The organism is Aquirufa salirivi (assembly GCF_045310485.1).
Lineage (GTDB): Bacteria > Bacteroidota > Bacteroidia > Cytophagales > Spirosomataceae > Aquirufa > Aquirufa salirivi.
On the sequence record NZ_JBEWZH010000005.1, the window covers coordinates 236,891 to 261,024 of the forward strand.

General features: G+C 40.8%; 21 protein-coding genes. 18 read left to right on the plus strand and 3 right to left on the minus strand.

The features are described from left to right. Nucleotides 1-211: 211 nt before the first annotated feature. The 3 genes from U0R11_RS08825 (at nucleotide 212) to U0R11_RS08835 (ending at nucleotide 3,307) form a co-directional block, all read left to right on the plus strand. Nucleotides 212-1,711, plus strand: a complete 1,500-nt coding sequence (locus tag U0R11_RS08825) for a DUF2271 domain-containing protein (protein WP_406751337.1) — start codon at nucleotides 212-214, stop codon at nucleotides 1,709-1,711. Nucleotides 1,712-1,770: 59 nt separating this feature from the next. Continuing rightward, the gene (locus U0R11_RS08830; protein WP_406751338.1) at nucleotides 1,771-2,397 is read left to right on the plus strand and encodes a PepSY-associated TM helix domain-containing protein; all 627 of its coding nucleotides are present in this window, start codon (nucleotides 1,771-1,773) and stop codon (nucleotides 2,395-2,397) included. Nucleotides 2,398-2,485: 88 nt separating this feature from the next. Continuing rightward, on the plus strand, nucleotides 2,486-3,307 hold the full coding sequence (locus tag U0R11_RS08835; protein ID WP_406751339.1) for a sterol desaturase family protein: 822 nt from the start codon (nucleotides 2,486-2,488) through the stop codon (nucleotides 3,305-3,307). Here the strand turns inward: U0R11_RS08835 and U0R11_RS08840 are convergent. Continuing rightward, nucleotides 3,304-4,863, minus strand: coding sequence for an Atu1372/SO_1960 family protein (locus U0R11_RS08840; RefSeq protein ID WP_406751340.1), 1,560 nt, complete (start codon nucleotides 4,861-4,863; stop codon nucleotides 3,304-3,306). The genes U0R11_RS08835 and U0R11_RS08840 overlap by 4 nt on opposite strands. A 92-nt stretch (nucleotides 4,864-4,955) precedes the next feature. On the opposite strand from U0R11_RS08840, the gene U0R11_RS08845 reads away from it, so the two are divergent. The 15 genes from U0R11_RS08845 to U0R11_RS08915 all read left to right on the plus strand — a co-directional run bounded on the left by U0R11_RS08845 (nucleotide 4,956) and on the right by U0R11_RS08915 (nucleotide 21,146). Beyond that, nucleotides 4,956-5,804, plus strand: a complete 849-nt coding sequence (locus tag U0R11_RS08845; RefSeq protein ID WP_406751341.1) for a polysaccharide deacetylase family protein — start codon at nucleotides 4,956-4,958, stop codon at nucleotides 5,802-5,804. A 126-nt stretch (nucleotides 5,805-5,930) separates the two neighbouring features. Then, a complete protein-coding gene (locus U0R11_RS08850; protein WP_406751342.1) occupies nucleotides 5,931-6,713 on the plus strand; it encodes a TauD/TfdA family dioxygenase in 783 nt (260 codons plus the stop codon). A gap of 3 nt (nucleotides 6,714-6,716) precedes the next feature. Next, the gene (locus U0R11_RS08855) at nucleotides 6,717-7,706 is read left to right on the plus strand and encodes an aldo/keto reductase (RefSeq protein ID WP_406751343.1); all 990 of its coding nucleotides are present in this window, start codon (nucleotides 6,717-6,719) and stop codon (nucleotides 7,704-7,706) included. 326 nt (nucleotides 7,707-8,032) lie between these two features. Continuing rightward, the gene (locus tag U0R11_RS08860) at nucleotides 8,033-9,691 is read left to right on the plus strand and encodes an amidase (RefSeq protein WP_406751344.1); all 1,659 of its coding nucleotides are present in this window, start codon (nucleotides 8,033-8,035) and stop codon (nucleotides 9,689-9,691) included. A gap of 121 nt (nucleotides 9,692-9,812) precedes the next feature. Next, nucleotides 9,813-10,628, plus strand: coding sequence for a phytanoyl-CoA dioxygenase family protein (locus tag U0R11_RS08865; RefSeq protein WP_166373444.1), 816 nt, complete (start codon nucleotides 9,813-9,815; stop codon nucleotides 10,626-10,628). A 1-nt stretch (nucleotide 10,629) separates the two neighbouring features. Further along, nucleotides 10,630-11,826: a Gfo/Idh/MocA family protein gene (locus tag U0R11_RS08870; protein ID WP_406751345.1), complete on the plus strand. Its 1,197-nt coding sequence runs from the start codon at nucleotides 10,630-10,632 to the stop codon at nucleotides 11,824-11,826. Nucleotides 11,827-11,828: 2 nt separating this feature from the next. Then, nucleotides 11,829-12,725 carry a ribokinase gene (rbsK, locus tag U0R11_RS08875; protein WP_406751346.1) on the plus strand — a complete coding sequence of 299 codons (897 nt, stop codon included), beginning with the start codon at nucleotides 11,829-11,831 and terminating at the stop codon, nucleotides 12,723-12,725. After that, the gene (locus U0R11_RS08880) at nucleotides 12,722-13,669 is read left to right on the plus strand and encodes a nucleoside hydrolase (RefSeq protein ID WP_406751347.1); all 948 of its coding nucleotides are present in this window, start codon (nucleotides 12,722-12,724) and stop codon (nucleotides 13,667-13,669) included. Before rbsK ends, U0R11_RS08880 begins: the two co-directional genes overlap by 4 nt. 4 nt (nucleotides 13,670-13,673) lie before the next feature. Then, entirely contained in the window at nucleotides 13,674-15,218 is a 1,545-nt protein-coding gene (locus U0R11_RS08885; RefSeq protein ID WP_406751348.1) for an ADP-ribosylglycohydrolase family protein, read from the plus strand. A gap of 18 nt (nucleotides 15,219-15,236) precedes the next feature. After that, nucleotides 15,237-16,235, plus strand: coding sequence for a GRP family sugar transporter (locus tag U0R11_RS08890; RefSeq protein WP_406751349.1), 999 nt, complete (start codon nucleotides 15,237-15,239; stop codon nucleotides 16,233-16,235). Between the two features lie 231 nt (nucleotides 16,236-16,466). Further along, nucleotides 16,467-17,249, plus strand: coding sequence for a hypothetical protein (locus U0R11_RS08895; protein WP_406751350.1), 783 nt, complete (start codon nucleotides 16,467-16,469; stop codon nucleotides 17,247-17,249). Continuing rightward, a complete protein-coding gene (locus U0R11_RS08900) occupies nucleotides 17,239-17,718 on the plus strand; it encodes a hypothetical protein (RefSeq protein WP_406751351.1) in 480 nt (159 codons plus the stop codon). Before U0R11_RS08895 ends, U0R11_RS08900 begins: the two co-directional genes overlap by 11 nt. Before the next feature lie 71 nt (nucleotides 17,719-17,789). Further along, complete coding sequence (locus tag U0R11_RS08905) at nucleotides 17,790-18,239, plus strand: hypothetical protein (protein ID WP_406751352.1); 450 nt, start codon at nucleotides 17,790-17,792, stop codon at nucleotides 18,237-18,239. 58 nt (nucleotides 18,240-18,297) lie between these two features. Beyond that, nucleotides 18,298-19,764, plus strand: a complete 1,467-nt coding sequence (locus U0R11_RS08910) for a sulfatase family protein (protein ID WP_406751353.1) — start codon at nucleotides 18,298-18,300, stop codon at nucleotides 19,762-19,764. Between the two features lie 2 nt (nucleotides 19,765-19,766). Beyond that, on the plus strand, nucleotides 19,767-21,146 hold the full coding sequence (locus tag U0R11_RS08915; RefSeq protein ID WP_406751354.1) for a sulfatase family protein: 1,380 nt from the start codon (nucleotides 19,767-19,769) through the stop codon (nucleotides 21,144-21,146). A 54-nt stretch (nucleotides 21,147-21,200) separates the two neighbouring features. Here the strand turns inward: U0R11_RS08915 and U0R11_RS08920 are convergent, their stop codons facing one another. Together U0R11_RS08920 and U0R11_RS08925 are read right to left on the minus strand one after the other, a co-directional pair. Then, complete coding sequence (locus U0R11_RS08920) at nucleotides 21,201-22,910, minus strand: hypothetical protein (protein WP_406751355.1); 1,710 nt, start codon at nucleotides 22,908-22,910, stop codon at nucleotides 21,201-21,203. A gap of 6 nt (nucleotides 22,911-22,916) precedes the next feature. Further along, nucleotides 22,917-24,059, minus strand: coding sequence for a glycoside hydrolase family 88/105 protein (locus U0R11_RS08925; protein WP_406751356.1), 1,143 nt, complete (start codon nucleotides 24,057-24,059; stop codon nucleotides 22,917-22,919). Between the last annotated feature and the right edge of the window lie 75 nt (nucleotides 24,060-24,134).

A 24,134-nucleotide genomic window follows, 5' to 3' on the forward strand; every position in this document is an offset into this window, starting at 1 on the left:
AGAGGTATTTATTTTAGTAAAAATCGACAAAATGGAGATTAATTACAACGTAAATCCTGTTAGCCGCTTAATAATCAGGGCAGAGCCGCGTTTTAGAAAAGGAATTATTTTTGCTTTGGGTAGACAAAAAAGAGTAGTTTATCTATATTTTGAAAGGCTATCAAAGGAATAAATTTAAATTTCGACCTATAAAACCCTAATGAAATAGCATATGTTAAAATCCCTTGGCCTTGCGGCCCTTTCTGTTACCTCTCCCCAACTCCTTGCCACACAATCTTCTGGTATTTATGTTTCCCAAATGGATCATTTGTTGGGAACATCCTTAGACCTTAAAATAGCTGCATCCCATTTTGGAGCTGCCAAAAAGGCTGAAGCAAGCTTACTAGCAGAAGTAAAGCGTTTAAGTCAAATTTTGGGGACTTATCATCCAAGTACAGAGTTTAATCAATGGATGGCTAGTCAAGGAGAATTTAAGCCTGTATCTCATGATTTATTTCAGGTTCTTCAACAATTTGATACTTGGCAAGAAAAAACAGGTGGTTTGATTAATGCCTCCGCCGAGGAAATTGCTCAAGTTTGGAGAACAGCCAGTGCCCAAAATCAATTACCTAAAGATGAAAATATTCAAGCGGCGGTAAATGTAGCCCAACAAAAGCATTGGGAAATCAATGAGGCAGAACAAAGCATTGCTAGAACCAGTCAAGCGGCCTTACGATTACACTCTTTTGCCAAATCGTATGTGATGCAAAAAGCTGCCGATGTTGCTTTAGCCACCGAAGGGGTTCATGGAATTGTTTTAAATGTAGGTGGAGATATCATCGTTCAAGGCAATGGAATGGATCAAATATCCATTAAAGATCCTAGAAACTTCGCTGAAAATGCCGCTCCACATGCTCAGATATTAGTAGAAAATAAAGCTGTAGCTACCTCAGGTGATTATCAAAGAGGATTTGAAATCAATAAACAATGGTTTTCTCATGTGATGAACCCTTTGACAGGTCAGCCAGCTTCGGAAATTATCAGTGCTACCGTTGTACATCCAGATGCGGTAACAGCTGGGGCTCTTTCTACGGCATTTCAGGTGATGAGTCTAGAACAAAGTCAACAATTAGCGTCTACTATTCCTGATACGGATTATTTGATTTTAACGAAGTCTGGAGAAGAATATACGAGTCCCAATTGGAATAATTTATTAGCCTCCAATGCGCCAAACGTTCGTCCTTCAAGTTTAAGTACCAACATCTTGATGGTCAATCAAAAGGAAAAAATGTGGACAGATAAACAAGAGTTGCAAATCAAATTTGAGCTAGCAAGTTTTGAAGGTCGTTTCCGCCGCCCCTTTGTCGCTGTTTGGGTAGAAGATGAAAATCACAAGCCAGTGAGACGTATCGCTTTATGGTTTAATAAGCCAAGATGGTTACCAGATTTGCGCTCTTGGTATGCAGCCCAAAGAGAGAGCGCCATTGATATTGCTTCCTTAGCGAGTGCTACACGTTCACCTGGAGAATATACCTTGGTTTGGGATGGGAAAGACGATGTAGGCCAATTTGTGAAACAAGGAAAATATACGGTGTACATCGAGGCCGCACGGGAGCATGGTACTTACCAATTGATGAAACAAGAAATGAATTTCAATGGTAAAGACCAAAAGCAAACGCTTTCAGGCAATGAAGAAGTGACAGGTGCTTCTTTAAGTTATGTAGCAAAATAATACATTCTTTTATTCTTAAGAGCCCATGAGCTGTTCATGGGCTTCTTTTAACCAAGCCTATGAGTAACCCTAATTCTAAATTAAAACCTAAGCAAAGTAAACTTCGTCGTTCCACTGCGGAAATCTCTCGTTGGCTGCACATTTATTTGTCTATGTTCAGTTTTGCGATTGTCCTATTCTTTTCTGTGACAGGTTTAACCTTGAATCACCAAGAATGGCTTCCAGAGAAATCGGATGTTCAAGAGCAAAAAGCGAAGCTGAATGTGGCTTGGGTGAACCCAACAGATACAGTTAAAATAGCCAAATTGGAAGTTGTCGAACATTTACGAAACGCTCATGGTATAAAAGGGCAATTGAATGATTTTAGAATCGATGACGCGGAAATTTCGGTTTCTTTTCAAGGCCCAGGCTATACAGCCGATGTGTTTATTGACCGTGAGACGGGAGCCTATGATGTAACTGAAACTCGCATGGGTTGGATGGCCGTCATCAATGATTTGCATAAAGGCAGGGATACGGGCAAATCTTGGGCATGGGTGATTGATATTTCTGCCATATTCATGATTTTCATTTCGGCCACAGGTTTAATCCTGCTGTTGTTTTTGAAGAAAAGAAAATCCACAGGTTTAATTTGGGCCTTAATTGGTCTATTACTTTCTTATGGAATCTACCATTTTCTAACCTAGAAAATTACCTAATTGCGTTTGTAGAGGTATTGGAAATGAGGTGCTTTTTACCATTATTTGTCATTGATTTGAGCAAACCCCCATCCCTATGTTAGAGAGCCTTATTTCCTATTTTGATCATATTCCGAGTAGTCACCGTGCACTTATTTTAGCCGGGGGTATCAGTTTTTTTTGGTTGCTGGAATATGCGATCCCTTTGGTATCCTTTCGCTATAATAAGTGGAAGCATGCGGGTATAAACCTCTTATTTACCTTCACCACCATTGTTGTCAATTTCGGTTTTGCGCTTTGGATTGTTCAACTGAGCGACTGGGCCATAGCAAATCAAATAGGTTTTTTGCAATGGTTCCCAATGGGAAATTGGGGACAATTGATTGCGGGATTATTGTTATTGGATTTAGTGGGGGCCTATTTTGTGCATTGGGTAGAACATAAAGTAAAGGTCATGTGGAAGTTTCACATGGTACATCATGCAGATACCATGGTGGATACTACAACTGCGAATCGACATCATCCAGGAGAAAGTGTTTTTAGAGCCTTATTCACCATGTTGGGCTTGCTGGTTTGTGGTGCTCCTATGTGGTTGGTTATGATTTATCAAAGTATCTCGGTAGTGCTTTCTCAGTTCAACCATGCCAATATCCGTTTACCTTTATGGTTAGATACTGCTATCAGTTACCTAATTGTTTCTCCAAACATGCATAAGGTACACCATCACCTTAGTCGCCCACAAACGGATTCCAATTATGGAAATATTTTCTCCATTTGGGATCGCATATTTGGGACCTTCAATAGCACCCCTGTGAGCCAATTACAATATGGATTGGACGTTTTGGATAATCAACGAGACGGGGATTTGGGCTACCAAATAAAAGCCCCATTCGATACCAATATCAAAACAGATTATTAGTAAAGCTCTACGACCATTTCTACCTCAATAGCCGCGTTATTTGGCAAGACATTGACGCCTATTGCCGAGCGAGCATGCTTTCCCTTATCGCCAAATACCGCCACCATCAGATCAGAAAAGCCATTCATGACCTGAGGCTGTTGAGTAAAGCTAGGATCCGAGTTAACAAAACCTGTTACTTTTAAAATTCTTTTGATTCTTCTTAGATCACCCAATTGGCCTTTTAATGTAGAAATTAAAGCAATTCCTGCCAATTTGGCTGCTGCTTGACCCTCTTCCACACTCAGTTTATTGCCTACTTTTCCAAGCACAAAGCCACCCTCTGCCTTTTCTGGTAAATGCCCCGACAAGTAGGCAATATTTCCTGCTCGAGTAAACTTGACATAATTGGCTAAAGGAGTGCTAGGTTTGAGTAAAGTGATTCCTAAAGCCTGTAGGCGCTCTTCTGGGCTATTGGGTTTTTTGATAAACAATAGGCAAACAGGAGCCGCTACAGAGATATCTTGATTACTGTCGGTCAATAAACCTGTTTGTTGATTGACCGAGAAAACTTGAATTCTATTCTCGGTTTGGCTCGCCACAAATAACCATTTACCGCTGGGATCATAGCTGAAATTTCTGGGCATTTTGGCTACAGCTTGGTAACCTATTGACTTTAAGGTACCATCAGCTTGAATAGCAAAAAGAGCAAGGTTGTCACTAGTAATTCGATTGGAACTAATGAGCCATTTCCCATTCGGAGAAATATGAATATCGGCACTGGCTTTTACTGCGACTTTGGTACTCGTGTCGGAAACGATGTTTTGAATTTTGTCCAATCCTTGAGAAGTAATCTTAAAGACATCCACGGTTCCATTCAATTCATTGATGACATAGGCCAAATTTCCATTGGGATGAAAAATCATATGACGAGGACCGTTACCTGGACTCACGGATATGGATTGATAATTTTCAGCTAAGGTTCCATCCGCTAATATGGGATGCCAATGGATTTTATCAGCACCTAAATCGGGCACATATAAGCTTTTTTGATCGGGAGCTATGGCCACCATGTGAGCATGTGGGGCATCTTGTCGACCGGTCACCACACTAGAGCCTTTATAAATAAAGGATTGGGAAGCAGGAAGCAGTCGACCATTCTCTTCTGTTTTAAATACATTGAGAGAGCCACTTCCATAATTAGCCACATATACGGTTTTACTGGCTTCATGATATCTGACAAAACAGGGTCCATCACCTAGAGTAGGGCTGGAATTTAATTTGGTATAAGTGCCATTTGCATTTCGGGCATAGGCACTTATGGCAGATTTACCCCCTCCTTCTTCCGATACAGAATAAAGTAAATTTCCATCTGCTGAAAGTGCTTGATAGGATGCATTCGGGTTTTCTCTATGGTAGTTGGGCTTGCTTTTGGCAGTAGCTAAATCTAGGTCAAACACTTCGATACCCGGGTTTTTGGCTTTGGTATAGGAACCTACCATTAATTGATATTGTGTAGAATCGGCGTTAGCAAAAGTGAATATGGTACTAACCAATAAGAAGATGGAACTTAACATAGGGAATAGGTTTTCGTGCAACAAGATACGAATGTCCGTAAATTTTGGGTATTTTTCCCGGAACAATTTTCCTATATCTAATTTCAAACACGATGAAGAAGGTTTTGCTGATGCTCTTATGTACGTTTCAGGTTTGGGCTCAAAACCTCCCTGCTCCTCGACTCATCGTTCGTGGAGATGATATGGGTTATAGTCATTCGGGAAATTTGGCCTTGATGCAGTCCTCTTTGAACGGGATCCAGTCGTCCATTGAGGTCATTGTTCCTTCCCCTTGGTTTCCAGAGGCTGTTCAGATGCTTCAAGCGCATCCCAATATAGACGTGGGAATACATTTAGCATTAACCAGTGAGTGGGATAAACTGAAATGGAGACCATTAACGGAGGCAAAAAGTTTACGTGATCCCGATGGTTATTTTTTCCCTATGGTGTATGCCAATAAGAATTATCCAGACATGTCCATCGTAGAAAATAAATTTACGCTGGCCGATATTGAAGCAGAATTTAGAGCTCAGATAGAATTGGCCATCAAAAAAATACCAAGGATTAGTCACGTTTCGTCACACATGGGTTGTTCTAGAATAAATGAACAAGTGATCGAGCTGACTAAGAAATTGGCCAAGGAATATCATTTGATCTATGATAATACAACATATCCTTTTGAACGAGCCACTTATGCTGGTCCAAGTCAAACATCAGCCCAAAAGATTACTAGTTTTATCCAAATGCTGCGAAACCTTCAAGCAGGCAAAACCTACTGTTTCGTAGATCATCCAGGATTAGATGATGCAGAATTGAAAGCTGTTTCACACATTGGTTATGAGGGTGTGGCAGCGGACCGACAAGGCGTTACGGATGTATTTACTAGTCAGCAAGTAAAAGAGGCTATTCGAGTATTGGGAATACAAGTGATTGCCTACCGAGACTTAGGGCCTAATCCTTAAGCGCTTCCTTTTGACCGATTAATAATTTATTCATAGTTACAAGAAAAGTCACTTAACAAATTTTTGTACCTTTGAAATTGGAATAATTAAAATGTTCTGATTGTATCAAATTTGAAAAATGTACGTATGGAATTCTTTAAGAAAATTTATTTTACGACCGAACAAGAAACCATTGCTGAATTAACAGAAGCGGTTAAACAATATAAAGTTATCCATTTGGCAGGCTATAATTTGCCTATTCCTTTGGAGCAGTTTTACATCAATTTTGCAGATTCTATCGGTACTCCTTTCAATGAGGATGAAGATTTGATTACAGGAGAAAGAAAAGAAAATCGTTGGATTGACATCAGTTATGATCCAGCTATACCGGATCGTTATAGAAGTAGTAATACCCGTCAACCATTGCATACGGATGATTCTTATGTGGAATTAGGGGACGAAAAATCCTTGCAGTTTTTTTATTGTACTTCTCGTGCTGCTCGAGGTGGGGCTACTACATTTTTTGATTTACCAGATTTGGTAGACTGCTTAAAAATAGATGGTCAAGATGCTTTATTGGAGCGTTTGATGACTATTACAGTGAATTTTGATAAGGCAGGTCATAAGAAAGTTCGTAAGATTTTAGACCAAGATGAATTGGGTTGGTTGGCCAACTGGAATTATTTCTGTGTTGATAAAGACAATACAGCTGAGGCCCTTCAATTAGTAGAAGATTTCCATCAATTTTTAGAGACTCGTGTTATCAATGCGGGCTTGGTTTTACCGATACAATTAGAACGAGGAGAGGCTGCATTTTTTCACGATGATCGTATTTTACATGGAAGAAACGCCTATTTTGCGACAAAGAAAGGCGAACGTTGCTTGATCAAAGGTAAGATTATTTTAGAGTCAGATTTTCAATTGTCCTAGGACATGACGAAAGCTAGCATTCCTCGTTTTTCAGGCCGATTACATCAGAAATTAGGTCTCGGTACTTGGCAATTGGGAGGTCCAAATATCGTTCAAGGAAAGGCCATGGGATGGGGTGAAATCAGCGAAGATGAATCCTTAGCCATTTTGACTGAAGCTTTAAAATCGGGGATTCAATTCATTGATACCGCGGATTCTTATGGCAAAGGCTTGTCCGAAAAAATAGTTGGCAAAGCCCTTCTGGCAGCTACTTATTCTCAAGATATTATTGTTTGTACCAAATTTGGGAACGTTTATCTAGCAGATGGTTCCACTGGGCAGGATTTTTCTTCTACTCATATTCATGCCAGTGTAAAAGCCAGTTTGCAGCGCTTACAGCGTGAGCATATCGATGTCTTGTTGATGCATTCTCCTCCTGATAATTTTGATTGGGAGAACTACGATCGTGCTCCATTGGAAGATTTGATAAGTCAAGGGCTTATTCGTCAGTATGGGGTAAGTTCTAAAAGTGTGTATGGGGCAAAGCGGGTGATGGACGCAGGATTTGGATCCGTGATTGAGGTGATTTATAATGCGCTAGACAGAAGAGTAGATGAAATTTTAGTCCAACATCCTAATGGATTGCAGTATGATATCATTGGTCGGGTACCCTTAGGTTCTGGATTTCTGAGTGATCGATTATTGACTGAAAACCCGCATTTTGGTGAGGGTGATTACCGTTCTCACATGGCAGATCGAGATAAAAATTGGATGCTGGAACATGCCAGGAAGCTGGCCTTTTTAGCGGACTTGAAGGGTGGATTATCTGCTAATGCATTGCGTTTTACACTTCAAAATCCCCATATTTCTGTCGTGATTCCTGGTGCTAGATCAGTGGTTCAGGTTCAGTCGAACGTCATGGCTGCCAACTTGCCATTACTAAGTGATGAGCAAATCCATCGTATAGAACAATCCGTTCCTTCCGTTCCTGATTGGTGGAAGCCTAGCAATTAGATTTATCTATTGGCCGAGTCACTTGGACTTATCGCTTAATTGTCACCTTAGATTTGTCACCTTAGATTTGTCAACTTTTTGAAAGTTGACAAATCTTAACTGCCAACTAACCACCAACTAACCACCAACTACCAATTAACTGTCAATTTCCTACCCATCCACCAACCAATATCTTTTACCTACCCTAATTCCCAAGCTACTCTCAAAGCTACAAGGGAAACTTCAACTATTCCAAGCACAGTTCAATCAGCTTTCTGATAATTTTTATTTCAATAAATGAGCTTATTCGCTTATTTTGATTTATTTCATGGTAAAAAATTTGAACTATGAGAAAATGTATACTTTGGCTCAACTTGTTTTTACTTGTTTCTAACAGCTTTGCCCAATCTTCTAAAATACAAAAGAAGGATGTAGAAGGTGCCGCTAAGATTTTTGATCTCAATTTTACCAGTACAGAAATAGACACACTTTTGTCAGATGTTCAAGATAACCTTTCGGTGTATCAAAAACAGCATCAAGTTCATTTGCCTAATTCCGTTCCATTAAGTCTATGGCAAACTGTACTTATTCCAGGAGTAAGCCTCAATAAAAATCAACATCCCATCGCTTGGACCAAAGTTCCAGGTACGGAATTGCCCAGTAAAAAATCATCATTGGCTTTTTATTCTATTCCTCAATTAGCCGAATTAATCAAAACCAAAAAGATCAGTTCCGTCCAATTGACCCAATTTTATATTGACCGTATTAAGAAATATGGAGATACTTTACAATGTCTCATTTCTTTGACTGAATCCATCGCATTAGAGCAAGCCAAACAGGCCGACGAAGAGATTGCTCACGGAAAATACCGAGGTATGTTGCACGGAATCCCCTACGGACTTAAAGATCTTTTTGCCGTCAAAGGAACTAAAACCACCTGGGGTGCTGCTCCCTATAAAGAACAGGTGATCGAGGAAGATGCCTTTGTCTATCAACAATTGCGTCAAGCAGGTGCCGTATTAGTGGCAAAATTTACCTTGGGGGCCTTGGCTATGGGCGACTATTGGTATGGTGGAAGGACAAAAAATCCGTGGAACCTAGCCTTAGGTTCATCCGGGTCTTCAGCTGGATCAGCTTCCGCTACAGTTGCGGGATTAGTGCCTTTTGCTATTGGTACTGAAACCTGGGGAAGCATTGTTTCTCCTTCCACTACCTGCGGTGCTCTGGGGCTTCGCCCCACCTTTGGAAGGGTTAGCCGTACAGGTGCTATGGCGCTAAGTTATAGTCTGGATAAAATCGGACCGATTTGTCGGAATGCCGAAGATGCCGCTATCGTTTTTAATGCTATTCGAGGAACGGATGGGCTCGACTTATCGGCCCATGAAGCCGCATTCAACTATAGCAATCAGGTGGATGTTAAAAAGTTGAGAATTGGATATGCCAAAAATTATTTTGATAAATTGAAAGATACCACAGCCAACGAATGGCAGGTGCTGAAGGTGCTCCAACAAGCGGGAGCTAAAATTGTTCCTTTGGAATTCTCGGAAAATCAGTTTTATCCTTTTCAAATGATGGATGTAATCATTAGTGCAGAGTGTGCCGCCCAATTTGATGAATTAACCCGATTCAATGTGGATGATGAGTTGACCATGCAAAGAAAGGGCGACTGGCCTAATCAGTTTAGAACAGCTAGATTTATCCCAGCTGTGGAATACATCAATGCCCAGCGTCATCGTTATTTATTGATGCAACAAGTCAATTACCTTTTCAAAGATTTTGATGTCATCATTTGCCCAAGCCTATATTCTGGGAACCAGCTGGCTATTACCAATTTAACAGGCCATCCCGTGGTTTGCATTCCGAATGGATTTGATAAAAAAACGAATAAACCAACGAGCATAAGTTTTTTGGGGAACCTGTTCGACGAAGCTACTATTTTAGCTCTAGCCAAAATTTACCAAGATGCCACACCTTGGGATGAAATGCATCCAGAGTTGTTTAAATAAGTAAATTCATATAAACCTGTTTTTGACCTTCAAATAAAATCCATCTGTTTTCTAGTAATCAGGGTAGATAAAATAAGATTTTTTTAAGAAATACTTATATTAGCTTTATCTATTCTAAACTATGATAAATACTACACAAAAAGAGGCATACCATCGAGACGGTTACTTGATTATGCCCCAACTTTTCTCCCAAGAAGAGATTGATTTACTTTATTCGGTGGCGACGGACCAGTCGGTGGTCAACCAAGCCTTTGATTTAAATGACCAGTCAGGTAAAAAAACGAAATTAACCTTATGGTTTACCGCAGGAGATGATTCCTTTGGATTGATGTCGCGGAGTAAGCGACTAGTAGAAGGCGTACAAACCTTATTAGGCGAAGGGGAAGTGTGTCATTTTCATTCCAAAGTCATGCAAAAAGAACCTCGAGTAGGCGGTTCTTGGGAATGGCATCAAGATTATGGTTATTGGTATAAAAATGGTTTTCTATTTCCAGAAGCCATGATTTCTGTCATGGTAGCTTTGACGGATGCCACCATAGAAAATGGCTGTTTGCAAGTTCTGAAAGGAACGCACAAAATGCAGCGATTCGAACATCTATTCGCAGGAGAGCAGCAAGGTGCCGATATGGATTTTGTGACCGAAGCAGAAAAGGTTTCAGAGCTGGTTTATTGCGAGCTAAAGGCGGGGGATGTGCTATTTTTTCATAGCAATATTTTACATCGATCCGAGGCCAATTTGTCCGAATATGCACGTTGGTCAGTGATTTCGGCCTATAACCTGTCCTATAATAAACCTTTTAGAGAAAAACATACTTCCTGCATTGAGCCGGTTCAAGTGGTAGATGATCAAGCACTATTGGCCAGTGGTCAGCGAGTGGTGAATCAAGCGGATTTTTTAAGTAAAGACAAAGAAATAACCTTACAAGATTTAAAATAAGATGGCACAAGTTTGTATACTGGGTGGGGGATTCATTGGACGATTTTATGCGGATTCATTAACAGGCCGTAGGGGCAAAGATCAGGTCAGTGTGGTTTATGCACGCAAGGAAGAAACCGCGATTCGGTTTGCCAAAGATTATCAAGTAACACATTATACCACCAATATGGAGGAGGCTATTGCCCATTCGGCTACGGAGTTTGTTGTGATTGCTTTACCCAATTTCCTACACGAAGAAGCCGTGATGCTCTGTGTGAAACATAAAAAAGCGGTTTTATGTACCAAGCCCTTAGGTAGAACAGCCGAAGAAGCATGGCGCATGACTCAGGCCTGCGAAAATGCTGGCATATTTGCGGGATACCTAGAAGACCTTTGTTACACACCAAAATTTTTGAAGTCTTTAAAATCGATTCAATCGGGTGCTTTAGGACGTATTTTATGGGCCAAATCCCGAGAAACACATCCTGGGCCTCATGCCGATTGGTTCTGGGATATTCAAAAAGCAGGAGGAGGCGCTGTGCTTGATTTAGGCTGTCATTGCATCGAAATAGCCCGAAATTTCATTGGAAAAGATGTTAGGCCTGTGGAAGTGATGTGTTGGGCGGATACCCAAGTGAAACCCATTGATGCCGAAGATCATGCCATTGGATTAGTGAAATATCAAAACGGAGCTATAGGACAGTTTGAGGTTTCTTGGACCTTTCGCGGTGGTATGGATTTACGCGATGAGGTGATGGGGACCGAGGGAACTATTTGGATCAATTCATTTTTGAGAACAGGTTTTGAAATGTTTACCTCAGGTGCGGGTAAATCCTATGTGGCAGAAAAGGCAGAAAGCGATTCAGGTTGGCAGTTTCCCGTTGGAGATGAGGCGCATGAATTGGGATATACAAATATGTTTACCGATATGTTTGATGCCTATGAAAAAGGCGAAAAACCCATGGAAACTTTCTATGATGGCTATGTGGTAAACGCCATCATTGATGCGGCTTATCGTTCTGCTAAAACGAAATTGTGGGAACCTGTTCAGCTTCCCGAATGGCGAGGCCAAGAGGGCCTCAGCAAACCTTCCGTGTACCAAGAGTTTGATGCCGATCATTGGTTTATCAAAGAAGAAATATTGCCCAATGGTGATAAGAAAGTCATCTTAAAAGTGAAAGCCACTGGGGAGATCATTGAAAAAGAAACCTGGGTGTAATCATGGCAAAAATCATCGTCATAGGCAGTTCCAATACCGACATGGTCATCCAGTCGGATAGACTCCCTGCACCTGGAGAAACTGTTTTAGGAGGAACGTTTTTTATGAATCCTGGTGGTAAAGGGGCTAATCAAGCAGTGGCCGCTGCCCGTTTGGGAGGAGAGACTTATTTTATTGCCAAAGTGGGAAAAGATGTGTTTGGAGAAAGTGCTCTTCAGCAATTTGCCTTGGAAGGGATACATGGTCAATACATTTGCCAAGACGATAAACAACCCTCTGGTATTGCATTAATCAATGTAGATGCCCATGGAGAAAATTGCATTACGGTGGCCTCTGGGGCAAATGCCCACTTAATGCCTCCAGATATTGAAGTGGCCAATTCGCTTTTTCAACAAGGGAATTGGCTTTTGTTGCAGCTCGAAATTCCAATAGAAACGGTTATTTTTTCGCTTGAAAAAGCACATCATGCTGGCTTATCCGTGGTGTTGAATCCTGCACCAGCCTGTGCTTTACCCGAATCTATTTATGCCCATATTGATATCATCAGTCCAAATGAAACGGAAACGGAATTTTTGACGGGTATCCGACCCGTGGATGAAGCTAGTTTATCGCTGGCTTGCGACTATTTTCTTTCACTTGGTGTAAAAAGCGTGGTGATTACTAGAGGAGCGAAAGGGGCTTATTGGAAAACTCATGAGGCTTTTGGCCATGTTCCTGCTCAGCAGGTAGTAGCGGTGGATAGTACCGCCGCTGGAGATTGTTTCAATGGGGCTTTGGTCGTGGCTCTGTCTGAAGGAATGGCTTTCCAACAAGCTATCGCTTTTGCTTGTAAGGCTGCTGCCTTATCTGTCACACAATTAGGGGCTCAATCCTCTATGCCAAGACGTAAACAACTATGAAAAAACTACTAGTTCTATTTTTGCTTATCCCACTTTTTCTTACTGCGCAAAGCAAGAAACAAAAGGTCATTTTCGATTGTGATTTAGGAGATGATATTGATGATGCCTACGCTTTGGCCTATTTACTAACCCAACAAGATAAGTTGGATATATTGGGAATCACTACCTGTTATGGAAGGACAGACGATAGAGCCCGCTTAGCCTTAAAGATGTTGCATGAAACGGGTCAAGGACATATACCTGTTTTTATGGGGAGAAATACCTCCCATGTAGACAAAAGGGCCAATTGGTATGCCGACCAATTTTCTTGGGCCAAAGGATTTGACAAAATAAAACCTCAGTCAAAACCAGCCGCTGATTTTATCATGGAGCAAATCAAAAAATACCCCAATGAAGTGGTCATATTTTCCGTAGGGCCAGTCACTAATATCTCGGACATTATCCAAAAAGACCCGCAGATTTTAAAAAAAGCGAAACATATTTATGCCATGTTCGGCTCTTTTGAAGTAGGCTATAATCAAAAGAAACCCATCAATGCAGAATGGAATGTGAAGGTGGATGTTCCTGCTTCACAGAAATTCGTACAATCAGGGGCAAAGATTACCTATGCAGGGACCGATGTGACCTCCCAAGTGAAACTTTCTGCTGAAAACCGTCGGATATTGAAGGAGAAAAATACGCCATTAACCAATGCCCTAACAGACTTGTATCAACTTTGGGGGCAAGAAACGCCAACCCTTTTTGATCCTGTGGCCATTACCATGTTACTACATCCTGATTTATTTCAAACAGAAAAGCGGCATATATCGGTAGATCAACAAGGATTTACTAGAACTTCAGAAGGAAAACCCAATGCCATCATTGGGCTTAAAATCCAGGAAACTCAGGTGCTGGAGATTTTGATGAGCCATTATTTGAATCAAAAATTTGCTTTAAAACCCTAACATGATGAAAAATTATTGGATTGCATTACTCTTTTTACCCTTAGTGGGATGGTCACAAACCAAGACCATCACCCTTTCTAAACAGACTCTACAGGATAAAATCAAAGGAGGATGGGCTGGACAGACCATCGGCGTGACCTTTGGCGGCCCTATGGAATTCCGCTACAATGGCACTATGATTGATGCCTACCAACCTGTTCCTTGGTACGACGGCTATTTGAAAAAAACCATGGTGGAAAATGCCGGTCTCTACGATGATTTGTACATGGATTTAACCTTTGTGGAGGTTTTTGAAAGAGAAGGATTGGACGCTCCTATTGCGTCTCATGCCAAAGCTTATGCGGAGGCAGGCTACGCCCTTTGGCATGCTAACCAAGCGGGTAGGTATAATATTTTGCATGGAATAGGTGCTCCAGCTTCAGGGCATTGGAAAAATAACCCACATGCGGATTGCATCGACTACCAAATTGAATGCGACTTTGCAGGATTGATGTCGCCCGGAATGCCCAATGTAGCGTCTAAAATTTCAGATAAAATAGGCCATATCATGAATTATGGTGACGGCTATTATGGCGGAGTATTTTTGGGGGCTTGCTATACTTTGGCTTTTGTATCCAAGGATATTCCTCACATTATTCAAGAGGCTTTAAAGACCATTCCTAAGCAAAGTGCCTATTACCAATGTATTTCAGATGTGGTCCGTTGGCATAAACAATATCCTAACGATTGGACCAAAACTTGGTTAGAAGTGCAGAAGAAATGGGCCCAGGATATTGGTTGTCCAGACGGGGTTTTTGCGCCATTTAATATTGATGCCACCGTGAATTCCGCTTATGTGGTCATAGGTTTATTGTATGGCCAAGGAGATTTTACCAAAACCATGGAAATCACGACCCGCTGTGGGCAAGATGCCGACTGTAACCCTTCTTCTGCGGGAGGAATTTTGGGAACCATGTTGGGCTATGATAAAATTCCTACTTACTGGAAACAGGGCTTAAAAGAAGCAGAGGGTATCGATTTCAAATATACGAGCACTTCATTGTCTGATGTTTATAGCATAGGACTCAAGCATGCTTTGCAAAACATTGAAAGAAACGGGGGTAAAATTGTTGGAGACAAGGTATATATCCCTTTGGAGGCTCCTAAAGCCGTGGCCTTTGAAAAGAGTTTTGAAGGGGTGTATCCTACCCAAAAAATTGGAGTGGGAAAAGTATTGAAAGACGAATACCAATTTGAGTTTACGGGAAAAGGATTTGTATTGAGAGGTGAGACGGCCAAATGGGCATCAACATCCAATCATAATTTTGACATGGAAGTGTATGTAGATGGGAAATTGATGGAAAAAGCGCAATTACCCACCGCTTTTACAACCCGTCGACATGAACTAACTTGGAATTATGATTTGGCACCAGGTAAGCACCAAGTTCGCTTGAAACTATTGAACCCCGTAGAAGGCCAAGAAGTGCGCATGATGGACGTGATTGTCTATGATGCTCCGGGGAAAAAATCCACCGATACTCAGTTTTACCGATTGGGTAATTTGCATTAAACCTCTAAATAGGATGCTATGTTCATCATTGAAAATTATTTGACAGCCGTTTTGTTGTGCATCGTCACCATGCTGTGTTGGGGTTCTTGGGCAAATACCCAAAAGTTGACCAGTAGCCGTTGGAGATTTGAATTGTTTTATTGGGATTATGTCTTAGGGATATTGATTTCTTCCATCTTGTTTGCCTTGACTCTGGGCAGCGTGGGTGAAGAAGGGCGCAGTTTTATTCCTGATTTGAACCAAGCTAGCCAAGAGAATTTATTTTCAGCCTTTCTGGGCGGGGTGATTTTCAATGGGGCCAATATTTTATTGGTGGCTGCTATTTCCATAGCAGGTATGTCGGTGGCTTTTCCTGTAGGTATTGGTATAGCCTTGGTTTTAGGTGTATTGGTGAATTATCTGGCGGCCCCACAGGGAAGCCCCATCTTGATTTTTGGTGGAGTTGCCTTGATTTCTTTGGCCATTATGTTAAATGCCCGCGCCTATAAACAATTGAATGAGGGAGGTGCCGAAAAACTATCCAGTAAAGGCTTATTCTTATCTGTCATCAGTGGTTGCTTGATGGGTTTGTTTTATAAGTACGTGGCAGCTTCCATGGCGACTAATTTTGTGGAGCCCGAAGTAGGTAAATTAAGTCCGTATACGGCCTTGGTCTTATTTTCCATCGGAGTTTTGCTGAGTTCATTTTTGTTCAATACTTGGCAAATGAAAAAGCCATTTTCAGGAACTTCGGTAAGTTTTGGGGATTATTTCCAAGGGAATTTTCAAGACCACGTCATGGGTGTTTTAGGTGGAGGCATTTGGTTCATAGGAATGGCTTTGAGTATTTTGGCTTCCGAAAAAGCGGGGCCTGCGGTTTCCTATGGTTTGGGTCAAGGAGCTACGGTGGTAGCGGCTATTTGGGGGATATTTATTTGGAAGGAGTTTGCCAAAGCCAAGAGCTCCACGAAAAGGATGCTTAATTGGATGCTATTACTATATATTGTTGGTTTGGCTTTATTGATTGGGGCGAAGTAGGTAGCCAGCTCAATTAGACCTTGATAAAAGATATTATAAAGTTTTTTGGCGAGAGTATTTTATAAGTAAAATCTTTGAGATATATTAAAATCTAGCTTAACTTTTGCTTTTCAACGTTAATTTGGTGTAACCCGAGGGGGTTCTTGTTTTTGGTTCGCTAGAAGAATATTGTAGGATGAAACATCAATTAATGCATAGGTAATCAAGGGTTTAAATTATTACATTTGTTCTGTGGAAAACATTGGGTATATAGAAATAAAAATTGTAGGAGCTAAAGGCAACCTCAATTTGTCACCTGAGAATTACGATATTCGGGAAGTGATTTCTATGCTTGAAACGGCAGAAAACTTATTATATTCTGGTGAAAAAAAAGACAGGCCTATAATAAGTTATCAAATTGAAGATGGTTCTGTTAGGCACATTTTTAAGACATCGATACAATACATTATTGGTTTTAATGCGATTTTAGGTCAGATTTCGCAGGTTCAACATATTGATTTTCTTGATTTAGGTACAGCAAAGGCTTTTGAAAATATTCAAGAAATTGCTGTAAATCGTAATTATGATTTTAGTATCAAAACATCTCTTGATAATTCCAATGAAGTTAAAGTAGATAGAACTACTAAATTTTTTAGGTCTGAAGTAATTTGGGCTAATGCGGAATTCTATTTTTATGGAAAAGTGACCAATGCAGGGGGAAAAGATAAGGCAAATATTCATATAGTAACAGAGGAACTAGGGACTTTACGAATTCAAACCCCAATAAGCTTTTTAGAAAAATATGATGACAACCTATTGTATAAATCTTATGGAATAAGAGTAAGTGGAAAACAAAACTCAGAAACAGGTGAAATTGACACTTCTACTTTACGGTTTGTGGAATTAGTGGATTACCAACCTAAATATGACGAACAATATTTAAAAGGATTAAGGGATAAAGCCACAGAATCATGGATTGGTAGTATTAACTCAGAAAATTGGTTGAGAGAAATTAGAGGAGGTTATGATGCATAAAGCTGTATTGCTTGATACTAGCTTTTTTCTTCGTTTTTTGAACGAAAAAGATCCTCTTTTTAACAATGCAGATGCCTATTTTCGATATTTTTTGGAGGTAGAAATTCCCATGATGATTTCCACAATTAGTATTGCAGAGTACTGTGTAGGAGGAGATTTTCGGGAACTTCCATTGAGGAATTTGCAAATCGTTCCATTTAACCTAGAGCATTCTAAACGAAGTGGGGAATTTGCAAGAATTATATTTCAGAATAAAGGAAAACTTAAATTAAATGAGCGAAATATAATTCCAAACGATACTAAACTTTTTGCACAAGCAGACTGTGAAAAGGCTGTAGCATTTTATTTAACCTCAGATGCTGAAAGTCAGAAAGTATATCAAATATTAGATCAAGAATCTTCTCCTAAGTTTCAATTTATCAATTTAGCTGTGCCATACCAAGAAGTGTTTGGGGTACTTGATTTTTAGAATCAATTAGTATATTAAGATATACTGATTTTAATTTTTCAAAATCTTGGTATACACCTTATTTCAATTTCATGAAAAACCTCGTCTTACTCGTATGTATATGCCTTGGAATCTTTTCTTGTAAGAATTCCACACCAGACCCTTTGAATGAATCAAATTTCAAGATCAAAGCAGGCTATATCTGTGGCTGGGGTGCTGGAATAGACACCTTGGAAATCGTAAATCAGACGGTGCGCTATGTGTATTATGTACCACGTAATTCACTGAAACCTCAATTAACGAAGTCGAGGAAATTATCTGATCTAGAATGGGCAGAAATCAGAAATGTGGTGAATTGGTCACAGTTTAAACTATTGAAATATAAAACTTGTAATGTCTGTTTTGATGGCTGTGATGAGTGGATTGCCATACAAAATGGGGATTTATCGCACCAAATCACCTTTACGAAAGGACTAAAAATAGACACCATAAGTCCTTTGCAAAGTAAACTTGCCCAATTAAAAACGGAGTTGGCCCAATAGGCTTGAGCTTATTTCCATTTGGAAACAAAAATTTATCGATACACCAGATATCCAAGGCATGAAAAAACAGCTACTCCTTTTCCTTTCTTTGCTTGGATATTTTTCCCTGCAAGCTCAGCCTAAAAAACCGAATGTTCTGTACATTTTAGTGGATCAGTGGCGCGCTCAATCCATCGGTTATGCGGGGGATCAAGTGGTGAAAACACCTCATTTGGATCGATTAGAAAAGGAAAGCCTTAATTTACGGAAAACAGTTTCTGGCATGCCCGTTTGTTCTCCTCATCGCGCCTCTTTAATCACGGGCCAATACCCACTTACACATGGGGTTTTTATGAATGATGTCTTACTCGATTCCAATCGAACAAGCATCGCTAAAGTATACAAGCAAGCAGGATACCAAACAGCATATATCGGTAAATGGCACATGGATGGGCATGGTCGGAGTTCCTATATTCCAGTTACGCGCCGACAAGGCTTTGATTATTGGAAAGCTTTGGAATGTACCCATGATTATAACCATTCGGAGTATTATTCGGGAGATTCTCCAGTCAAAAAAACCTGGGAAACTTATGATGCCATCGCCCAGTCAGAAGATGTCGTGTCATATTTAAAAGCACAGTCGCATTCGTCACAGCCTTTCATGCTGTTTATCTCCATTGGTTCACCTCATGATCCCTATCAAGCGGCTCCTGAAAAGTACCGTAAGATGTATGAACATGTAGCCATTAAGCTGCGAGATAATGTACCCCTAGAAAACAGAGATAAGGCGATTAAAGATGCACGTGGTTATTATGCGCACATGACGGCCATTGATGATTGTGTAGGTCAAATGTGGCAAACGCTGAAAGATCAAGGTCTAGACGATAACACCATTCTTGTGTTCTCCTCCGATCACGGGGATTTATTAGGTTCACACGGCGCATGGAACAAGCAACAACCTTATGAAGAAAGTATCCGAGTACCATTTTTATTGCATTACCCTAAGGCCTTTGGGAAGAAAGGAAAAAAGGTGGATGTTCTATTAAATACACCCGATATCATGCCTACACTCTTGGGCTTGAGCCACTTGAAGGTGCCTAAAACGGTAGAAGGGCGGGATTTTTCTTCCGTACTGAAAGGAAAGAAAAAAGACGATGTGGCTTATACCCTGATTTCTTGTGTACAGCCTTTTGGTCAATGGCCTCGTGCCAAAGGGGGAAGGGAATACCGAGGTTTGGTTTCTGATCGGTATACCTATGTCAAAGATTTACAAGGTCCATGGCTTCTGTTTGACAATAGAAATGATCCCTTTCAAATGACAAATCTGGTCAATCAAGCCTCCTTCAAATGGATTCAAAACCAGATGGACAAGGCACTACACATGGAATTGAAAAAGAGAAAAGACGAGTTTAAGCCGGGTCTTTATTATGTCAAACAATGGAATTATTTGATTGATGAAACCGAGACCGTTCCTTACCAAAAAGTCAATTATCAAGGAATTCCGATTAAGGATTTGTCCACAGGTTATCCTCAAAACTCCCAATAAACATGAAAAATTGGATCATTTTTGTCTTGTTATTACTTCCATTTTGGGGAATATCTCAAACCCAAAAGCCAAATATCATTTTCATTTTGACAGATGATCATCGTTGGAATGCCTTGGGATATGCTGGAAATAAAATCATTCAAACGCCTGTGATGGATGATTTGGCAAAGAAGGGAATTTATTTTAAAAATGCGTTTGTAACTACACCTATTTGTGCGGCTAGTCGGGCGAGTATCATCACAGGAATGTATGAAAGAACGCATCAATATACCTTTGGACAAGGCGACATCAAGCCAGCTTATGTGGCTCAATCTTACCCAGCTTTGTTGAAACAGGCGGGTTATTATACCGGCTTTTATGGCAAGTTTGGTATACAATATGCCTCATTTTCTTCCTTATTTGATCAGGGAGAAAGCTATGATCGGAATGATAAGTTGAAGGATTATCGTGGCTATTTTTATAAGACATTGGGAAAAGACTCGGTGCACTTGAGTCGGTATACTGGCCAGAAAGCTATGGATTTTATAGCTCAAGCCCCCAAAGATAAACCATTTTGTTTATCACTTAGTTTCTCTGCTCCTCATGCACATGACCCTTCTGAACAGCAATATTTTTGGCAGCCGGAAGTAGATCATTTGTATCAAAATGTCACCATAGCTCCACCTATCATGGCCACCGAGGCGGACTTTTTAGCGCAACCGGAATATGTTAGAACAGGGGAAAACAGAACGCGCTGGCATTGGCGATTTGATACTCCAGAGAAATACCAAAGAAGTGTAAAAGGCTATTACCGCATGATTTCCGGAGTTGATTTGGAGATTGGCAAGATTCGGAAAATGCTGGAGGAAAAGGGTTTGGATAAAAATACCATCATCATCGTGATGGGAGATAATGGTTATTTTTTGGGAGAACGGCAGTTGGCCGGGAAATGGTTGATGTACGACAATTCTCTCCGCGTGCCTTTGATTGTCTATGACCCAAGAAAATCGATTCACCGAGACATTCAAGATGATGTGTTAAATATTGATATAGCTCCTACCATTTTTGGCTTTGCGGGTGTACCGATTCCGAGTACTTGGCAAGGACAAAATTTAGCCTCCTATGTACAGGGCAAAAGTCCTGCTAAATCCAGAAATGAGTTTTTGGTGGAGCACCTTTGGAAGGTAAAAATCATTGCCTCCAGTGAAGGGATCCGATCCAAATATTGGAAGTATTTCCGTTATCGGGATCACTTGGATCGGGAAGAATTGTATGATTTGAGACAAGATCCCTTGGAGAAAAAGAACTTAGCAGGTGTGGCTAAGTACCAACATGTTTTGACTCAAATGCGTCAGAAACTGGAGCAAAAAGTGGCGACATTGGAGGGGCAGCGATTACCCTAAAATCGAGCCAAACGGACTTAACCAAAAGAAGGATAAATTTTTAAATCATTTTTATCATTGCCGAATGAAAAGCTGGTGTGAAAAAGGGGTAAATCCTGTAATATACACCGATGGCGCTTGGGCAAAAGGTAAAGCTCCCCTTAAATGGATAGCTTTATGCTCTGCTTTACCAGGGCCAAAACGGATGGAATCTTCGCCAAGGCTATATTTCCCTTCTGATTCTTTCAATAAATAAGCATTACCTTCTTTTCCACTAGGGACAATTCCTTCCAATTTTCCCTCTCCTCGAAAAATAAGTTCCAAGCTGACCGGGACGCCATCGGTTCCCTTCATGTCGATGTCGACCATTAATCCCCCTGAAATTTCTTTCACTTGGACAGTCGTTTCTAGGTATTGAATTTCACTTTGTTTCCGATTACTTCGAGGCATTTTTTCCCAATCTCCACTAGGATCAATCTGGTCTTTTGTGTGCGGTTGGAAATAGGGGCCGTCTAGTTTTTGCTGAAGTATCCAAGTATTTCCCACTTGTTTGATTTCATTGGATTGAAACTGCCCTTTGCCAAAAAAGGAAGCAGCTAGTCGGAGCCCTTGTAAAATGGCATTCCCATGATGAAAAGTCAGGAAATTAGGATTATTGACCAGTAAGGTAGCATCCCAATTTTCTCGTCTAATACGGATCAAGCCTGAATATGGGAACGATTTGACATAGTTGGTGGGAATACTATTTCCTGAAGGAAGCTCTTGCCATAAAAATGGTTCATCTAAAAAGTTTTCTATATGCGTAGCAATCCTAGGGAAATAAGCTTTTTCAATGAGTCGGCACATGGCCGCAAATCGCGGGTTTTTATCCAAGAGGGCTAAGTAACGATAGCCATAATAGTAATTTTCAAACATGTTAATGCCACCTTTATCCTGTCGGTTTGAGGCATCCGTGACAACCTCCATATTGGGGTGGACGTAGAATAAAGTCATTTCCAAGTTTTTACGAACCACGTCTAGTAGAGCGGGTTTGTTAAAAACTTGGTGGACGGAAATGAGCGCTTTATTGATGATGGCAGAATATATACCGGCACTTTTTTCGGTGTATTGTCCATCTGGATCTTGATCTATATTTTCTTGCAGCCATTGCTCCGCTCGGGCTTTATACCTGGGGTCTGGCCAAATTTGATAGAGTTTTGCCAAGGCCCCTGACACGACCCAGCGGTGATTGGGGGTGTGGATGCCTCCTACTACTAACGATTCCCCACATCGTTTTAAAAAAGTTTCCAAAGGACTCATCAAAGTGGAATAGCGATTCCCTTGGTTGTTTTTCTGCAACAAAGTATAGGCCATACACAGTTTTTCCACACTAAATGCCGTATCCGGAGGAGAGTGAAAGTTGGTACTTAATAAGTCGATGGTGCCATCAGCATGCTGCATGTTTAATAGGCATTTACATGCCTGGATGGCCTTTTCAACATGAGCTGTAGATTGGTAAAAACTGGATTCTGGACTGATGACAGCGCAGGCAACTTTTAACACATAATAACCCGTTGTTTGTGGATTGGGGATGTCATCTCCATCACGGAAACCACCCACAAAGGGATGCTTTTGATCTGTTATTCTGAGTGCTTCATAGCGGGGAAAATCTTGGTCATTTTGTAAGATAATTTGATGCAACCAGACAGGCTTTTCTTCTTTGATTTTAGCCGCATAGCTGGTATTCCAATGTGCCAAAGTACCTATTCCCAGGGCTCCCATATGAACAAATTTTCTTCTTTTCATACGGCTTTAGGGTTTAGGTATTTTTTGATATTCAAGAGCAAACATGATGTAGGAGCCTATGCCAAATCCTTGCCCTTCCACGATGGGTCTTCCATAGTAATAATCTTTCATCCCGACACATGTTCCTCCAGATACTCGACTTGGACATAAATAGGGACCTTTGGGCTGGATCAAACTATGTTTTTTCAAGCCTTGATAAGCTAAGTGAATGGAGGGTAAATAGTCCTTGGAGTTTAAGAGACCTAGTTCTATGCCTTTGGCCATGGCGTAGGCAAACATGGCAGTGCAGGAACTTTCCTCCCAGTTTTTCGCATCTTGTGGATATAATAAAAGCTGGTACCAATGCCCACTTTGTTTGTTTTGCAAAGAAGGTAAAGTCCGCATGATGGCTAGAAATTCCTTTTTTAAGGGTTCATAGTAATTGGATTTTGGGCTGATGTTACTTAATACATCCGCTAAGGTCATGGTGACCCAGCCATTCGCGCGTCCCCAATATTCACTACTTTTTCGAGTCTTTTTGTCGGGCCAGCCCACCACACTGCAGCCATCATCAAAATCTTGATCATCATCATCCCAGGCGTGTACCCAAAGACCCGATTCGGGGTTTGAGAGGGATTGACTGTGCGCTTTAATTTGGGTGTACATATGAGCCAAATATTTTTCATCACCAGATCCACGGTACATTTCCATTAGAAACATATTGAGCATATACACGGTATCATCCCAAAGTTCCACGGTTTCTGTTCGATGAGAAATTCCACCGTTTTTGGATCTTGGTGCGTTCAGGTAATCTTGGTAAATGGCTTGAGCTTTTGATTTGTATTTTTCTTCCTTGGTGACGCGAGCTAAAAAAGCCATTCCTATCCCAGAAGCGATGGCATTAGGGTGTTTTCCATTGGCGACATCAAATGTTTTATCCATGGCTGTCCGAATGTATTGCAGGTAGGGAGACTTTTCAGAAGCAGGTTTTGTCTGGTATATATGGATTAATGAATTCAGAAATGTCGCTTGTCCCCAATCCCAGACGTATTTGTCGGCGGGCATATAAACTTCTCGTCCATACCGATCTAAGGAATCAATCCAGGTTTGAGCACGAACAGTGGCCAGAGAGAAACACAAGAGTATGCAGAGGAATAAACTTCTTCTCATCGCTTAATCATCGTTTAAAAGGTCTAGAGCAAAAAAAGGGAAAATGATGGTGCTGAAACCATGCATTTTCCCTTC